Consider the following 14702-nt stretch of genomic DNA (forward strand, 5'->3'; position numbering starts at 1 on the left):
GACGGCATCCGGTGGGGAATACCGCCGAGTGTGCGTCAGCGCCGCGATGCCGACCCGTGCCCAAAGTCAGGGGCGTACGTAGTAGACGACGCCGGATTTGTCGTCGCTGAACAGGAAGGCGTCCGCGCCGACCCGCAATACGCCGCAGGGCCGGCCCATCACCTTGCCCGCTTGCAGGAAGCCGCTGACGAGATCGCGTTGTCCCGATCCATCCTTGCCCATCCGCACCAGCTTGTAGCCATGCCCGAGTTTCTGGCTGCCGGACCCGTGCAAGGCGACCACATACTCATCCGCCAATTGGCTGTTGCCATTTTTCGGGAAGAGGTCGAAGCCGAGCGCCGAGCCATGGGCGATGAAGGTCGCCAGCGGGCGCACCACGTTCGCGCAACCTTCCTTGCGCGGGAATTTGGGATCGGGCTTGATCGCCTTGCCGGCGACGTAGCACGACGGCCTGCCGTAATCGCCGGGCTTGATCGCATAGAAGGTTTCGTTGGGCAGGTTCGGGCCGAGATGGTCGACGCCCTGGTTGGTCGCCATCAACTGGCCATCGACCACCGACATCCACACCGCGTTGCGCAGTCCGCGTGCGATCACGCGCTGGCCGCTGCCGTCGGGATTCATCTCGACCACCACCGCGCGCAAGGTTTCGCTTTCCACGCAGGCGTTGCAACTGCTGCCGATGGCGACGTACAGCTTGCCGTTCATCGGCACCACGGTGCGGGTGAGATGCCAGCCGCCGTTGGACGCGCTCATGCCGTGGTCGGGGAAACGCGCCACCAATTGCGCGGAACCGCTGGGCCGCGTTTCGCCCGGTGTGTAGCGATAGCGCAGCAGGGCATCGGTCAGCGCGACATAGATCCACTGCACGCCGGCCGCATCCTTGAGGAAGGCGACGCTGTTGGGATTGCGCAGGCCGCTGGCCCAGGTGCTGATCTTGCCGATCTTGCCCGTGGCCGGATCGAAGTCGTCGAGCACGTACACCGCGCCGCGCGTGTTGTCGGCGAGGTTGTCCATGTCGGTGAGGAAGATGCGGCCGTCCGGACTGCGCGCGAAGAATCGTGGACGCTTGAAGCCTTCGGCGACCGGCGTGATACGCAACGATGCCGGCGCCTGCAGATTGAAGCTGCGCCCGTCCTTCAGCGTGATGCGATGTGGCGTCAGCGCATCGGCGGCTGCTGCATGGCCGGTCATCGGCAAGTTAGCCAATATGGCGAGAAGCAGGGCAGCGATGCGCATGGCCGTCACTCCACCTTGCGGTACGGAATCGAATCCGGCGCGACGGCGCCGCCGGAAATGATGAAACTCATCGCCTGATCGACGGACCAGTTGGTGGCGACGAGGTTTTGCACCGGCACGATTTCCAGATAGCCGCCGGTCGGATTCGGCGTGGTCGGGATGAACACCGCGGCCAATTCCTCGCCGGTGTTGGAATCGTGGAACACGCGCGTCACCAGTCCCACGGTCTTCATCCCCGGATGCGGGAATTCCACCAGCACCACGCGCTGCGTGCCGTCGGGCGACGTCTGCACCGTATCCAGCAATTTGCGCGCGCCGGAATACACGCTGTTGGCCAGCGGGATCCGCGCGACCACCGCCTCGAACCATTGCAGCAAGGCCTGGCCGACCAGATGCTCGGCCAGCCAGCCGACCAGCAGGATCACCAGCAGGGTGCCGAACAGTGCGACCGCTCCCGTCACCAGTGATTGCTGCAGCCACGACAATGCAGGGGATTCGTGTGCCAGTTTCGACAGCAATGGCTGTACCCATGGCTGGCTGATGTTGCTGAGCAGTCCGAAGACGAAACTCAGGACCACCCAGGTCAGCCAGATCGGCAACAGGGTGAGCAGGCCGGTGACGAGCAGGCGGCGTAGGGAAAGCGTGCGTTTGGATGCCATGGCGCGATTTTACGTTGTCGCCGTCTTCGGTGCCTTCCTGCGCAGGTAAAGTTGCTTGCGCACGCGTGCGATCACCTCGCCGGAAGCATCGACAACATGGGTGTCGAACCAGCGCAGCACCTTGCCGCCGCTGGCGGCTTCCTCCAGCAATGACTGGATATCGGCGTCGCTCAGGTGGAATTCCGCGAAGACATCGCTGCGCCCCGGCTTGACGAATTCGATCGCGCCGGCCTTGTCCCAGACGATGTAATCGTTGCCGAGGGCGTGCATCACCAGCAGCATCCAGAACGGATCGGTCATCGCAAACAGATTGCCGCCGAACTGGGTGTTGACGTAGTTGCGGTTCCATGGCCGTTTGCGCAGCACCACGCGCGCACTGCGCCAATCGGCGCCGATGTGCTGGACGTGGATGCTGTTGAACAGGAACGGCGGCCACAGGTTCATCACCCAACGCAGCCGCGTCGGCGTCATCTGCATGTCAGGACAGCAGAAGCGCCGACATCTGGCGACGATACTTGCCGACCAGATCGTCGTCCTCGATCACCCGGAACGCGTCGATCAGCGTCTTGCGCGGCAGGCCGTCCTCGAACTGGCGATTACGACGCAACATCTCCATGAACTGTTCCAGCGCGGTTTCGGCATCGCCCGCGACCAGCTTGTGCGCACCGAACAGATGGCGTGCGTGCAGATCGCCGGGATTGGCGGCGATCGCCTGTTCCAGCGTCGCGGGTGGCGGCGCATCCTTCAGCAATGCGGCGAAACCGAGCCGTGCGCGCGCCTGCACGGCGCGATCGTCGGTGGCGAGATTGGCCGGCAACGCATCAAGCAACGATTCCGCTTCCGGCGCGGCACCGGTTTTCAGCAACGCCAGCGCGAGATCGAGACGATGCGCGGGCTTGTCCGCTTCGCTTTCCACCAACTTGCGCAGGCGCAGCACTTCCTCGTGCGGATCGGCGGGCGGTGGTGGTGCTTCGGCTTCGCCATCATTGCCGGCGGCGGGTTCGATGCCATTGCGCTTGAGGAATTCACGCAGCTCGCCTTCCGGCAATGCGCCCTGGAAACCATCGACCGGTTGGCCGTTGCGGATCAGGTAGACGGTGGGAATCGAGCGGATCTGGAACGCCGCGGCGATATCCGGCTCGCTTTCGGTATTGACCTTGGCGAGCTTGAATGCGCCATTGAATTCGGCGGCGAGTTTTTCCAGCACGGGCGTCAGGGATTTGCACGGGCCGCACCATTCGGCCCAGAAATCGACCAGCACCGGGCCCTGCGTCGATGCCTGCAGCACCTCGCTTTCGAAGGTGGTGATGGAAACGTCGAGTACATGGGTGGACATGGGATTTTTCCAGTCGAACAGATGGTGAAATGATCGCATGCCTTGATGAACGTGGCGATGGAACAGGGCAGACTGTCGCGATGAATCGAATCCGTTTCGACCAATGGATGAGTGCCATCGCCATCGTGTCACTCGCACTCGCGTTGGCCATCGCCTGCAGCGCCAGCGGCTGGACGCCACGCCATGCGCTGGCCTTGCCCGGCACGCAGGAAATGCCGGGCCATCGCATCTTCAACCTGCTGGGGTTCGGCGTTCCGGGCGTCGCGTTGCTGTCGGCGGCGTTGCAGCGACGCTGGCGATCGCGCGACCAATCCGGGATGGTGGCCGGCATCGGCCTGTGGCTGTGTGCGATCGCGGCGCTGGCGTGGACTGCGCTCGGCATCTTCCCGATCGATGCCGGCGATCTCGCAGGTGAAGGCAGCCAGCACCACGCCGCACTGTGGATGGTCTGGCTGATCGCTGCATCCGCAGCCTTCGTGGCCTCGGCGATATGCGTGAAGGCCGCCGCGCGCGGGATCGCGGTGGTGGTGGCGGCCCTGTGGTTGATTGTGGTTTTGGTGCTGCCGCCACTGATCGGAGGCTGGGCGCAAGTCGCGGCTGCCACGGCGTGGATGGCTTGGCCGTGGCTGCGATCCAGCGGGGAGGGCGACCACCCTGAGGCCCCTTTGGGGGATTGACGGCGCCGGCTCCAATCTGGATAATTACCGGCTCAGCGCGCCCGTAGCTCAGTTGGATAGAGCACCAGGCTACGAACTTGGGGGTCGGGCGTTCGAATCGCTCCGGGCGCACCACTGATGAGAAGGCCAGCCGAAAGGCTGGCTTTTTTCATGCGTGGTCGTCGGATTCCCGGCATCGCGTGCAACGCTCGGGCGTTCGCCGCCGCGCGAAGCGCTGCTATGACTTCGCCGATTTTCCCAGCACCGGGTTCGCACGTGCCGGCGCGATCCGCGCAGCGGACCGAGGCTCGCCAGCGTGTCCAGGGAATAATCTTCCTGTTCGGTGAAGATGTCGGCGGGAATGTCGGCCATCGCGATGCCCTGATGAATGCGTAATGCTCAATCATAGGCTGGCGCGTCGATCAGGTAACGTCGTTTGCGCACGCCATTCGCGTGGTTGTCAACTTCATCGACGAAGACACCGCCGTTTTTTTCGATCACGCGGATCGATGCATGATTGTCGGGATCGCAGGTGACCAGCACGCGCGCGATGCCGAGGTGTTGGCGTGCGTGCAGGATGGCGAGGCGCAGCAGTTCCGTGGCGTGGCCGCGACCGCGGAACTCCGGCAGCACGGCGTAACCGATGTGGCCCATCAGCGATCCCAGCGGATAGTCGAGGGAATGACGGATCGACACGCGTCCAACGATGCGTCCATCGACAAAGGCGAACAGGAAAGTGGATGGCACTTCACGGCCCGGTGCCGGATCGCTGCCTGCTGCCTGCTTTTGCAGGACGTCGAGATATTCGGCCATGGTCATGCCCGGCCGATGGAAATGCAGGAAGGCCGGGTTGTCTGCGGGAATCGCGGCGAGCATGCGGCGGAATTCGGGTTCTTCGTCGGGCGTGGGCAGGCGCAGTTCCATGATCTGCATGCTAAAGCACGCAGCGGACCGCGACGGCCGACTTCCGCGTGTGTACCCGTTCCCGCGTTCTCCGGCATGATGATGGCCGATATCCACCGGAACCGCCCCATGTCCCTGACGCTGATCGTCGTCGCCATCACCGTGATCGTCTCGTACCTGGCCTGGCAGCGGCCGGCGTTGATGTCGCGCCTGATCCTGTGGCCGCCTGCGGTCAGTCGCAACAACCAGTACGACCGACTGGTGACCTACGGCTTCATCCACGCGGATGGCATGCACCTGTTCTTCAACATGTTCACGCTGTATTTCTTCGGTCGCGTGGTGGAGCACCTGTTCGGCATGTTCGGCTTTGTGGTGTTCTATCTCGCCGCGCTGGTGGTATCGGTGTTGCCGAGCTATCTCGCGCATCGCAACGATTCCGGTTATCGCAGTCTCGGCGCATCGGGCGCGGTGTCGGCCTGCCTGTTCGCCTTCATCGTGGTGGCGCCGTGGGAGAAGATCTATCTCTACTACGGTGCGATCGGCATCCCGGCAATCATTTACGCGGTGTTGTACGTCGCCTATTCGATCTGGATGGACCGACGTGGCCAGGACAACGTCAACCACAGCGCGCATCTGTGGGGCGCAGCGTTCGGGGTCCTCGCCGTGCTGCTGGCGGTTCCCGGTGCAGCAAGTCAATTCCTGCAGGCGTTGGCGCATCCGGGTGGTTGAGCGCGGATGCGTCGCTTCCGCAACGATCAGGCAGGCACTTCTTCCATCTGATCTTCCGGCTGCGGCAGCTTGATGCGCGCGACCACGGGTTGTGGCTGTTTCGAGCGTTCCTCGGCGGCCCGCTCCTGCTGGCGCTTGAAGATCGGGCACAGCTGGTTCATATAGTCCACATCGAAACTGAAACGTTCGACCAGGAAGTCGACGAACGCGCGCACCTTCGGTGATTGCGTCATGCCGCGCGGGAACACTGCGTTGAATTCGTACTCGGGCCCGGTCCAGCCGGCAAGGACGCGCTGGACGAAACCGTTTTCGATCAGCGGCTTCATCATCACGTCGGCGGACATCATCATGCCTTCGCCGCACAGCAGTGCACCCCTTAGCGCGCCGTAGTCGTTGGCGACGAAGATGGGGTCGATGCGGAAGTCGGCGGTGCGCTCGCCGTCGCCCAGTGTCCACACGAATTCGTTGCCGTTGCGGCGCGACTTGGTGAATGCCAGCACCGAGTGATGCACAAGGTCGTCCGGATGCAATGGTTCGCCATGGCGGCGGATGTATTCAGCGCTGGCGAACACCTGCGTGCGGAAAGTCGCCAGTCGGCGTGCGACAAGATTGGAGTCGGGCAGATTGCCGACGCGCAGGGCGACGTCGATTTCCTTGTCGATGAGGTCGAGCGGCTCGTTGCTGAGATGCATCTCCACGCGGACTTCGGGATGGCGCTGGTGGAATTCGCCGAGCAGCGGTGCGATCTTCTCGGTGCCGAGCGAGTAGGGCGCGGTGAAGCGCAGCCAGCCGCGCGGGCCACTCTGCAGCTGGCCGACGGCACTTTCGGCTTCGTCGAGTTCGCGCGCGATGCGCTGGCAATGTTCGAAGTAGATGTTGCCGGCTTCGGTCAGGCCGAGCTTGCGCGTGGTCCGATGCAGCAGTTGCGCGCCGAGGCGCGTTTCCAGTTCCTGCACCTTGCGGCTGACGGTGGTCTTGGGCAGGCGCAACGAACGCGCCGCGGAAATGAAGCTGCCGTGTTCGACCACCTTGACGAAGATCAGGGTGTCGTTGAGATCGCGGGTCATTGGGGACTCCGGAAGGTGCCGTTCCGATTGGACCGGTCGCGGGACAATTATTCCCTGATTTGCCAACTTATCAAGTGCCGATCGCGGGCCTAACCTGCCGCCAGTCCCCAGGATGCCGTCGTCATGTTGTCCTTGCCCGCAACCCGGTTCGCCTATGCAGTGGTCACCTTGGCCGGTCTGGTCGGTGTGCCGTGGCTGGCTGTCATCACCCTGAAGCAGGTGGTTTCCATCGGAACCGCCGAGGCGTGGATGCTGGTGGGTGTGTTGGCCATCGTCGCCGGGTTGCCGCTGCTGTTGCTTGCGCTGACCGCAGTCGACTGGTTGCAGCGACGCCTGCACCGTTACGTCACTATCCCGCACACGGGAGGAAATGTCCCGTGACCGGGATGATGAAACCCGCCATCCTGGTGCTGGGCGCGACCGGAACCGTCGGCCGTGCGGCGGTGAAGGCCGCGATCGAGGCCGGTTGGCCGGTGGTGGCGGTGGCTCGCGACCGCCAGGAATTGTCGATACTGGATCGGCAGTTCCGCGGTGCCGATCTGCGAACGCTGGCGGCCAATCTTGCCAACGATACGGGCGCGATCGCGCTGGTCGCGGAGCTGAAGCGGATTGCGCGACCGTTCCTCGGGGTTGTTGCTGCGCTGGGGGCTGACGGCAAGCGCGGTCGCCTGATCGATCAATCGCCCGAAGAATTGCGCCGCGATTTCGATGAAGCGGTGCTGCCGCATCTGGTCGCCGCGCGTCATCTGTTGCCGTGGCTGGCGGAATCGGGTCGCAACTGCGGTTACGTGATGATCGGTGGTCCCGGCGGGCGCAATCCCTGGGCCGGTTACGGCCACCGTTCGATTTCCGCCGCGGCGCTGCGCATGCTCGCGCGCGTCCTGCATGACGAAGCACGTGCCCATGCGGTGCGCCTGCAATTGCTGGAAATCGACTCCCCGGCGCGCACGACCGCCAACGAAAAACACGCCTGCCAGGGCTGGCCCTGCGTCGATCACATCGGTCGCAAGGCGCTGGAACTGCTGAGGCATCGCAACGACACGCGTTGTTCGCAGGCGATCTTGACTCTGGAGTCGGACAACACCGCACAGTCCGCGCCGACGCAAATCCAGCCGCAAGAAACGCAAGGCGACGCATCCGCATTGCCCGCACGCTGCCTGCAGGACGTCCACAAATTGCTTGAAACCGTGACAACGCGGTTTTCCTCGTCGAACACCGCAGCCAACAAGACCCAGGAGCGCTCCAGATGATCCACGACACCATTTTCAATCCGACGCTTTCAGGCTCGATGCTTCCCGGTCGCGCATTGCAGCGCACCGAGTCCGCGCCGGCGTGGCCGGGACTCGCCATCGGCGCGGCGATCCTGCTCGCGCTGGCCGGCTGCAGCAGCAAGGCCGCACCGAATGCCGGCATGCCGCCGCCGCCCGAGGTCAGCGTCGCCAACGTGCTGTCGAAGCCGGTGCATCAATGGGACGAATTCAGCGGCCATGTCGCCGCGGTGGAAAGCGTCGAGCTGCGTCCGCGCGTCAGCGGTTACGTGCAGCGTGTCGCCTACCAGGAAGGCCAGGACGTCCACAAGGGTGAACTGCTGTTCGTGATCGATCCACGCCCGTACCGCGCCGCACTGGATCGCGCGCAGGCCGATCTTGAACGCGCCCGCAGCGATTCGCGATTGGCTCAGGCGCAGGATGCACGCGCGCGGTCGTTGATCGAGGCCAAGGCGATCTCGCGCGAGGAATTCGACCAGCGCAAGGCCGCGACATCAGGCACGGGAGCGTCGGTGCGCGCCGCCGAAGCCGCGGTTGCCGCCGCGCGCCTCAATCTGCAATTCACTGAGGTGCGTTCGCCGATCAATGGTCGCGCCGGCCGCGCGCTGGTGACGGTGGGCAATCTCGCCCAGGCCGATGCGACCCAGTTGACGTCGGTGGTGTCGCAGGATCCGGTCTACATCGACTTCGAAAGCGACGAGCAGAGCCTGTTGCGTTACGGCGAGATGGCGCGCAAGGGCGAACGCAACGCCACGAAGAATCCGGTCCGCGTCGGACTTGCCAGCGAAAGCGGCTATCCGCATGAGGGCACCGTCAATTTCGTCGACAACCAGGTCGATCCGAAAACCGGCACGATCCGCGCGCGCGCCGTGTTGCCGAATCCCGATCACCTGTTCACGCCCGGCCTGTTCGCGCGCGTGCAGCTGCAGGGTAGCGGCGAGTTCAACGCGCTGCTGATCGACGACCAGGCCGTGCTCACCGACCAGGATCGCAAGTATGTCTACGTGCTCGGACCGAAGAACGTGGCGCTGCGCAAGGACGTGGTGCTCGGTCGCAGCATCGACGGCCTGCGCGTGGTGCAGTCGGGATTGACGACGTCGGACAAGGTGATCGTGCATGGCGTGCAGAAGGTGTTTTTCCCGGGCATGCCGGTGAAACCCGCGCAAATCGCGATGGGCGCACCGCCGCCGGCCCCGGCCGCAGGCCAGCCCGGTTCGCACTGACGCATACGCAACTGACAAGGAATCCGCATGGACTTCTCGAAATTCTTCATCGACCGACCGATCTTCGCCGCGGTGCTGTCGATCGTGATCTTCGCCGCCGGCCTGATCGCGATGCCGCTGTTGCCGATCAGCGAATACCCGGACGTGGTGCCGCCATCGGTGGTGGTGCGCACGGTGTATCCCGGCGCCAATCCCAAGGTGATCGCCGAAACCGTGGCGACGCCACTGGAAGAAGCGATCAACGGCGTCGAGAACATGATGTACATCAAGTCGGTCGCCGGTTCCGACGGCGTGCTGGTCACCACGGTGACCTTCCGCCCCGGGACCAATGCCGATGACGCCGCGGTACGCGTGCAGAATCGCGTCAGCCAGGCGTTGGCGCGATTGCCCGAAGACGTGCGCCGACAAGGCGTGACTACGCAGAAGCAGTCGCCGACCTTCCTGATGGTGGTGCACCTGACATCGCCCAGCGGCAAGTACGACACGCTGTACCTGCGCAACTACGCGCGCCTGCACGTGAAGGATGCGCTGACGCGCTTGCCCGGCGTTGGTGATGCGCAGATCTTCGGTGGTGGTGATTACGCGATGCGCGCGTGGCTTGATCCCGACAAGATCGCTGCGCGCGGCCTCACCGCCGGTGACGTGGTGCGGGCGATGCGCGAGCAGAACGTGCAGGTGTCGGCGGGACAACTCGGTGCCGAACCGATGCCGGACAGCAAGTTCCTCACCCTGATCAATGCGCAGGGCCGCCTCAAGACACCGGAGGAATTCGGTGGCATCGTGCTGAAAGCCGGCAACGATGGCGAGATTGTGCGCTTGTCTGATGTCGCGCGTCTCGAACTGGGCGCGGGCGATTACACGCTGCGCTCGCTGCTGGATGGCAAGAACGCGGTCGGCATCGGCATCTTCCAGGCACCCGGCGCCAACGCACTGGACATCCAGAAGAACGTGATTGCGACCATGGACGGGATGTCCAAGCGCTTCCCCGAAGGCATCAAGTACGAGGCGGTGTACGACACCACGATCTTCGTCCGCGATTCGATCAAGGCGGTGGTATCGACGCTGCTGGAAGCGGTCGCGCTGGTGGTGTTGGTGGTGATCCTGTTCCTGCAGACCTGGCGTGCCTCGATCATCCCCTTGATCGCGGTGCCGGTGTCGATCGTTGGCACCTTCGCGGTGCTGTACCTGCTCGGGTTTTCGATCAACACGCTGAGCCTGTTCGGCATGGTGCTGGCGATCGGTATCGTGGTTGATGACGCCATCGTGGTGGTGGAGAACGTCGAGCGCCACATCGAACACGGCGCGACGCCGCTCGCGGCTGCGCACTTGGCGATGAGGGAAGTCTCCGGCCCGATCATCGCGATCGCGCTGGTGTTGTGCGCGGTGTTCGTGCCGATGGCCTTCCTCTCGGGCGTGACCGGGCAGTTCTACCGGCAGTTCGCGGTGACGATCGCCATTTCGACGGTGATCTCCGCGATCAACTCGCTGACATTGTCGCCGGCATTGGCCGCACGACTGCTGCGCGCGCACGATGCCCCGAAGGACGCGCCATCACGCTTGATCGATCGTTTGTTCGGCTGGGTGTTCCGTCCGTTCAACCGTTTTTTCAAGCGCAATTCCGAGCGTTACGAAGGTGCGGTGAAGAGTGCGTTGGGCCGCCGTGGCGCGGTGTTCGCGGTGTATGCGGTATTGCTGCTCGCCACGGGCATGATGTTCAAGCTGGTGCCCGCCGGTTTCATCCCGACCCAGGACAAGCTCTACCTGATCGCTGGCGTGAAGCTGCCGGAAGGCGCTTCGATCGCGCGCACCGATGCCTTGCTGAAGAAGGTCAGCGACATCGCCATGCACACTGATGGCGTTGCGCACTCGGTGGCGTTCCCCGGTCTCAATGCCTTGCAGTTCACCAACACGCCCAACACCGGCGTGGTGTTCTTCCCACTCAAGCCGTTCAGCGAGCGCCATCGCACCGCCGCGGAGATCGTCGGCGAGATCAACCAGAAGATCAGTGGCCTGCAGGAAGGTTTCACCTTCGCGCTGATGCCGCCGCCGATCCTTGGGCTCGGCAATGGCAACGGCTACCAATTGTTCATCGAGGACCGCGACAACCTTGGCTACGGCGCATTGCAGGGCGCGGTGCAGGGCATGCAGGGTGCGGTATCGCAGACGCCGGGCATGGGGTTCCCGATCAGCAGCTACCAGGCCAACGTGCCGCAGCTCGATGCCGAAGTGGATCGCGTCAAGGCGAAGGCGCAGGGCGTGCCGCTGACCGAATTGTTCGACACCTTGCAGACCTATCTCGGCTCCGCTTACGTCAACGACTTCAACCAGTTTGGTCGCACCTGGCAAGTGATCGCGCAGGCGGACGGCAAGTTCCGCGGCAATGTCGAGGACATCGCCAACCTGCGCACGCGCAACGATCGCGGCGAAATGGTGCCGATCGGTTCGATGGTGACGGTCAAGCAGACTTACGGTCCCGATCCGGTGCTGCGCTACAACGGCTATCCCGCCGCCGATCTCGCCGGTGAAGCCGATCCGCGGGTGATGTCGTCGGCGCAGGCGATGGCGACGCTGGAAGGCACCGCGCAAAAGGTGTTGCCCAATGGCATGAATATCGAATGGACCGACCTGAGCTATCAGCAGGCGATGCAGGGCAAGGCCGCGCTGGTGATCTTCCCGCTCGCGATCCTGCTGGTGTTCCTGGTGCTGGCCGCGCTGTATGAAAGCTGGACGTTGCCGCTGGCGGTGATCCTGATCGTGCCGATGTGCATGTTGTCGGCGTTGCTCGGCGTCAAGCTGACCGGTGGCGACAACAACGTCTTCGTGCAGGTTGGGCTGGTTGTGCTGATGGGGCTCGCGTGCAAGAACGCGATCCTGATCGTCGAGTTCGCGCGCGAACTGGAAATGCAGGGCAAAGGCATCGTCGAAGCCGCGCTGGAAGCCTGCCGCATGCGCCTGCGCCCGATCGTGATGACGTCGATCGCGTTCATCGCCGGCACCGTTCCACTGGTGTTCTCGCACGGCGCTGGTGCGGAAGTGCGTTCGGTCACCGGCATCACGGTGTTCTCGGGAATGCTTGGCGTGACGCTGTTCGGCCTGTTCCTGACGCCGGTGTTCTACGTCGCCCTGCGCAAGCTCGCGCGCAGGGAACTCGTTCGCCACGACGCATTGCCCGGGCACTCGCCGGCGACTGCCTCGTCGATTCTCTGATCCCCCACGGCGGGCCCAGGTCCGCCACCATGAAAGGAAATTCCATGTCTGCCCAGAACAATTCCAAAGTCGCCCTCGTCACCGGTGCCACGCGCGGCATCGGTTTCGAAACCGTCCGCCAGCTCGCCGGCCAGGGCGTGCACGTATTGCTCGCCGGCCGCGATCGCGCCAAGGCCGTCGAGGCTGCGTTGAAACTGCAGTCCGAGGGCCTGCAGGTCGAAGCCATCGCCCTCGATGTCACCAGGCCAGACAGCATCGCGGCCGCGGCGCAGGAAGTCGAACGCAAGCACGGCAAGCTCGACATCCTCGTCAACAATGCCGGTGTCCTTCGCGATGACATGCAGCGCAAGCCGTCGGAACAATCGCTCGATACCTGGCGCGAAACCTTCGATACCAACGTGTTCGGCGTGGTCGCCACTACGCAGGCATTCCTGCCGTTGCTCAAGCGTGCGCCGGCCGCGCGCATCGTCAACCTGTCGAGCATTCTCGGTTCGATTGCAGCCAACGCCGATCCCGCTTCGCCGATCTATGACTTCAAGATCCCGGCCTACAACGTGTCGAAGAGTGCGGTGAATGCGTGGACGGTGCAGCTTGCGCATGAACTGAAGGACACGGCGATCAAGGTCAATGCGGTGCATCCGGGATCGGTGAAGACCGACATGAACGCGCACGGCGACCTGGAAGTCGCCGATGGCGCAAGGACCAGCGTTCGCATGGCCCTGCTTGACGAGCGCGGCCCAAGCGGCGGCTTCGTCCATTTCGAGGACACATTGCCATGGTGAATATTTCCGGTGGTGTCCGGCCCCTCGCCATCGCCATCGCCTCGGTATTGCTGGCGGCGTGTGCGGTCGGCCCGAACCATGTCCGTCCTGCCATGGATGTGCCGGAGCATTTCGTGCGCGTGGAGGCCGACGCGAACACCGCTGCAACGAACACCGTCGCGGTCTCGCCCGATAGCGAATTCTGGCGCGGCTTCAACGATCCGGAGCTGACGCGGCTGGTCGAGCGGGCACTCTTCGCCAACCACGACCTGCGCATCGCGCTGGCGAATCTCGATCGCGCCAATGCCTTGTTGCGTGGTGCGAAATTCGATTACTTGCCGACCATCACTGCGCAGGGGCAGGCATCGGACAATCGCGCCAGTGCCGATCAGCTACCCGGCGTTGCGCGTGATGATCGCGACTACCAGAGCTACAGCGTCAATGCCCAAGCCTCGTGGGAACTCGATCTGTTCGGGCGCGTCCGTCGCAGCGTGGAAGCGCAGCGCGCAGGCCTGCAGGCCTCGGCATCGGACCTGCAGGCCTTGCAGGTAGCGATCGTCGGCGAAGTGGCCAATACCTATGTCGGCCTGCGCGGAGCGCAGGAGCGCCTGCGGGTGGCGCGCCAGAACGCCGACAACCAGGCGCAGACGTTGCAACTGGTGGAAGCGCGCTTCAACGCCGGACGCGGCACCGAATTCGATACCTCGCGCGCCCGTGCGCAACTCGAGACGACGCGCTCGCGGGTGCCGGCGCTGGAAGCGCAGGTGGCGGTGGCGATGCATCGGCTCGCGGTGTTGACCGGCCGCACGCCGGACACATTGATCACCGAACTCACGCCGTTGCAGCCACTGCCGGTGCTCCCCGCGCGCATCGATCCGTCGACGCCGGGCGAGCTGCTGCGTCATCGTCCCGATGTCGCTGCGGCGGAAGAACGCTTGCACGCCGCCACCGCGCGGATTGGCGTTGCCACTGCCGACCTGTTCCCGCGCTTCACCCTGGGCGGGTTGATCGGCTCGCAGGCCGGCACGACCGGGGCGCTGTTCTCGCGCGACAGCGAAACGCATCTGGTCGCCCTCGGCATCGACTGGTCCTTCCTCGATGTCGGTCGTGTCCGCGCGCGCATCAAGGCGGCCGATGCCGATGCCGCGGGCCAGCTCGCGCAATACGAGAAGACCGTGCTGCTGGCGCTGGAGGACACCGAGAACGCGCTGGTCCGCCATGCCCGTGCCCGCGACGAGGACGGCCATCTGGAACAAGCCGCGCTCGACAGCGCCAAGGCCGCGCAATTGGCCCGCCTGCGCTACCACGCCGGCGCCACCGACCTGTTCGAGGTGCTGGACGCCGAACGTACCCAATTGCAGGCGGAAGACGCTTTCGCCGACGCCCGCACCCGCAGCGTTGGCAGTGCCATCGCACTCTATAAAGCGTTGGCGGGCGGCTGGCCCGAGCGCATGCCGGAACGCAAGAAACTGGCGTCGCGTTCGCAATGAGAGGCGGTTGGAAACCCGCCGGCCTTGACCGAGGCCGCTCCGGCCCCCATTCTCTGTATCTCCACCGGACCCGGGTGGCCTGCGGCAACGCCGGCCGAGCGTGCGACATGAGCACTACCATCGCCCAGCGCTGAAACGTCCCGAGGTACCGATCAACGGCGCCCTCG

The 14702-nt window shown here is 64.3% G+C and carries 14 protein-coding genes and 1 tRNA gene; 9 read left to right on the forward strand and 6 right to left on the reverse strand.

The features are described 5' to 3' along the window. Positions 1-66: 66 nt before the first annotated feature. Genes Lysil_RS09190 through trxA form a run of 4 tightly spaced genes read right to left on the reverse strand, consistent with a single transcriptional unit; the run spans position 67 to position 3231 of the window. On the reverse strand, positions 67-1236 hold the full coding sequence (locus tag Lysil_RS09190; RefSeq protein WP_205756926.1) for a PQQ-dependent sugar dehydrogenase: 1170 nt from the start codon (positions 1234-1236) through the stop codon (positions 67-69). Positions 1237-1241: 5 nt separating this feature from the next. After that, positions 1242-1895 (reverse strand): DUF502 domain-containing protein, encoded by a 654-nt coding sequence (locus Lysil_RS13400; protein ID WP_165782450.1) that lies wholly within the window; start codon positions 1893-1895, stop codon positions 1242-1244. Positions 1896-1904: 9 nt separating this feature from the next. After that, complete coding sequence (locus Lysil_RS13405) at positions 1905-2366, reverse strand: DUF4442 domain-containing protein (RefSeq protein ID WP_165782451.1); 462 nt, start codon at positions 2364-2366, stop codon at positions 1905-1907. Between the two features lie 7 nt (positions 2367-2373). Then, positions 2374-3231, reverse strand: coding sequence for a thioredoxin (gene trxA, locus Lysil_RS09200; RefSeq protein ID WP_103075311.1), 858 nt, complete (start codon positions 3229-3231; stop codon positions 2374-2376). 80 nt (positions 3232-3311) lie between these two features. Between trxA and Lysil_RS09205 the strand changes: the two genes are divergently transcribed. Together Lysil_RS09205 and Lysil_RS09210 are read left to right on the forward strand one after the other, a co-directional pair. Next, positions 3312-3908 carry a hypothetical protein gene (locus Lysil_RS09205; protein WP_129588419.1) on the forward strand — a complete coding sequence of 199 codons (597 nt, stop codon included), beginning with the start codon at positions 3312-3314 and terminating at the stop codon, positions 3906-3908. 37 nt (positions 3909-3945) lie between these two features. Beyond that, positions 3946-4022 (forward strand) — tRNA-Arg (locus Lysil_RS09210). 264 nt (positions 4023-4286) lie between these two features. Here the strand turns inward: Lysil_RS09210 and Lysil_RS09220 are convergent. Then, positions 4287-4811, reverse strand: coding sequence for a GNAT family N-acetyltransferase (locus tag Lysil_RS09220; protein WP_165782452.1), 525 nt, complete (start codon positions 4809-4811; stop codon positions 4287-4289). Positions 4812-4919: 108 nt separating this feature from the next. Between Lysil_RS09220 and Lysil_RS09225 the strand changes: the two genes are divergently transcribed. Then, positions 4920-5519 carry a rhomboid family intramembrane serine protease gene (locus Lysil_RS09225; RefSeq protein ID WP_103075998.1) on the forward strand — a complete coding sequence of 200 codons (600 nt, stop codon included), beginning with the start codon at positions 4920-4922 and terminating at the stop codon, positions 5517-5519. A gap of 26 nt (positions 5520-5545) precedes the next feature. On the opposite strand, the gene Lysil_RS09230 is transcribed toward Lysil_RS09225, so the two are convergent. Beyond that, positions 5546-6586: a LysR family transcriptional regulator gene (locus Lysil_RS09230; protein WP_103075314.1), complete on the reverse strand. Its 1041-nt coding sequence runs from the start codon at positions 6584-6586 to the stop codon at positions 5546-5548. A gap of 123 nt (positions 6587-6709) precedes the next feature. Here Lysil_RS09230 and Lysil_RS09235 point away from each other — a divergent pair, with 123 nt between their 5' ends. The 6 genes from Lysil_RS09235 to Lysil_RS09260 are packed head-to-tail and all read left to right on the forward strand — an operon-like array spanning position 6710 to position 14535. After that, positions 6710-6967 carry a hypothetical protein gene (locus Lysil_RS09235; RefSeq protein WP_103075315.1) on the forward strand — a complete coding sequence of 86 codons (258 nt, stop codon included), beginning with the start codon at positions 6710-6712 and terminating at the stop codon, positions 6965-6967. An 8-nt stretch (positions 6968-6975) separates the two neighbouring features. Next, positions 6976-7836, forward strand: a complete 861-nt coding sequence (locus tag Lysil_RS09240) for an SDR family NAD(P)-dependent oxidoreductase (protein ID WP_165782453.1) — start codon at positions 6976-6978, stop codon at positions 7834-7836. A 38-nt stretch (positions 7837-7874) separates the two neighbouring features. Further along, complete coding sequence (locus Lysil_RS09245) at positions 7875-9077, forward strand: efflux RND transporter periplasmic adaptor subunit (protein WP_103075999.1); 1203 nt, start codon at positions 7875-7877, stop codon at positions 9075-9077. Positions 9078-9104: 27 nt separating this feature from the next. Further along, on the forward strand, positions 9105-12284 hold the full coding sequence (locus Lysil_RS09250) for an efflux RND transporter permease subunit (RefSeq protein ID WP_103075317.1): 3180 nt from the start codon (positions 9105-9107) through the stop codon (positions 12282-12284). 44 nt (positions 12285-12328) lie between these two features. Next, positions 12329-13066, forward strand: coding sequence for an SDR family oxidoreductase (locus Lysil_RS09255; protein ID WP_103075318.1), 738 nt, complete (start codon positions 12329-12331; stop codon positions 13064-13066). Further along, a complete protein-coding gene (locus tag Lysil_RS09260) occupies positions 13063-14535 on the forward strand; it encodes an efflux transporter outer membrane subunit (protein WP_205756927.1) in 1473 nt (490 codons plus the stop codon). Before Lysil_RS09255 ends, Lysil_RS09260 begins: the two co-directional genes overlap by 4 nt. The last annotated feature ends 167 nt before the right edge of the window (positions 14536-14702 follow it).

The sequence above is a fragment of the Solilutibacter silvestris genome, from assembly GCF_002895945.1.
Classification (GTDB): Bacteria; Pseudomonadota; Gammaproteobacteria; order Xanthomonadales; family Xanthomonadaceae; genus Solilutibacter; species Solilutibacter silvestris.

Excerpts from the sequence above, each read along its gene's own strand:
- Lysil_RS09190 (WP_205756926.1), bottom strand. The coding sequence starts at position 1,236 with ATGCGCATCGCTGCCCTGCTTCTCGCCATATTGGCTAACTTGCCGATG.
- Lysil_RS13400 (WP_165782450.1), bottom strand. The coding sequence starts at position 1,895 with ATGGCATCCAAACGCACGCTTTCCCTACGCCGCCTGCTCGTCACCGGC.
- Lysil_RS13405 (WP_165782451.1), bottom strand. The coding sequence starts at position 2,366 with ATGACGCCGACGCGGCTGCGTTGGGTGATGAACCTGTGGCCGCCGTTC.
- trxA (WP_103075311.1), bottom strand. The coding sequence starts at position 3,231 with ATGTCCACCCATGTACTCGACGTTTCCATCACCACCTTCGAAAGCGAG.
- Lysil_RS09205 (WP_129588419.1), top strand. The coding sequence starts at position 3,312 with ATGAATCGAATCCGTTTCGACCAATGGATGAGTGCCATCGCCATCGTG.
- Lysil_RS09220 (WP_165782452.1), bottom strand. The coding sequence starts at position 4,811 with ATGGAACTGCGCCTGCCCACGCCCGACGAAGAACCCGAATTCCGCCGC.
- Lysil_RS09225 (WP_103075998.1), top strand. The coding sequence starts at position 4,920 with ATGTCCCTGACGCTGATCGTCGTCGCCATCACCGTGATCGTCTCGTAC.
- Lysil_RS09230 (WP_103075314.1), bottom strand. The coding sequence starts at position 6,586 with ATGACCCGCGATCTCAACGACACCCTGATCTTCGTCAAGGTGGTCGAA.
- Lysil_RS09235 (WP_103075315.1), top strand. The coding sequence starts at position 6,710 with ATGTTGTCCTTGCCCGCAACCCGGTTCGCCTATGCAGTGGTCACCTTG.
- Lysil_RS09240 (WP_165782453.1), top strand. The coding sequence starts at position 6,976 with ATGAAACCCGCCATCCTGGTGCTGGGCGCGACCGGAACCGTCGGCCGT.
- Lysil_RS09245 (WP_103075999.1), top strand. The coding sequence starts at position 7,875 with ATGCTTCCCGGTCGCGCATTGCAGCGCACCGAGTCCGCGCCGGCGTGG.
- Lysil_RS09250 (WP_103075317.1), top strand. The coding sequence starts at position 9,105 with ATGGACTTCTCGAAATTCTTCATCGACCGACCGATCTTCGCCGCGGTG.
- Lysil_RS09255 (WP_103075318.1), top strand. The coding sequence starts at position 12,329 with ATGTCTGCCCAGAACAATTCCAAAGTCGCCCTCGTCACCGGTGCCACG.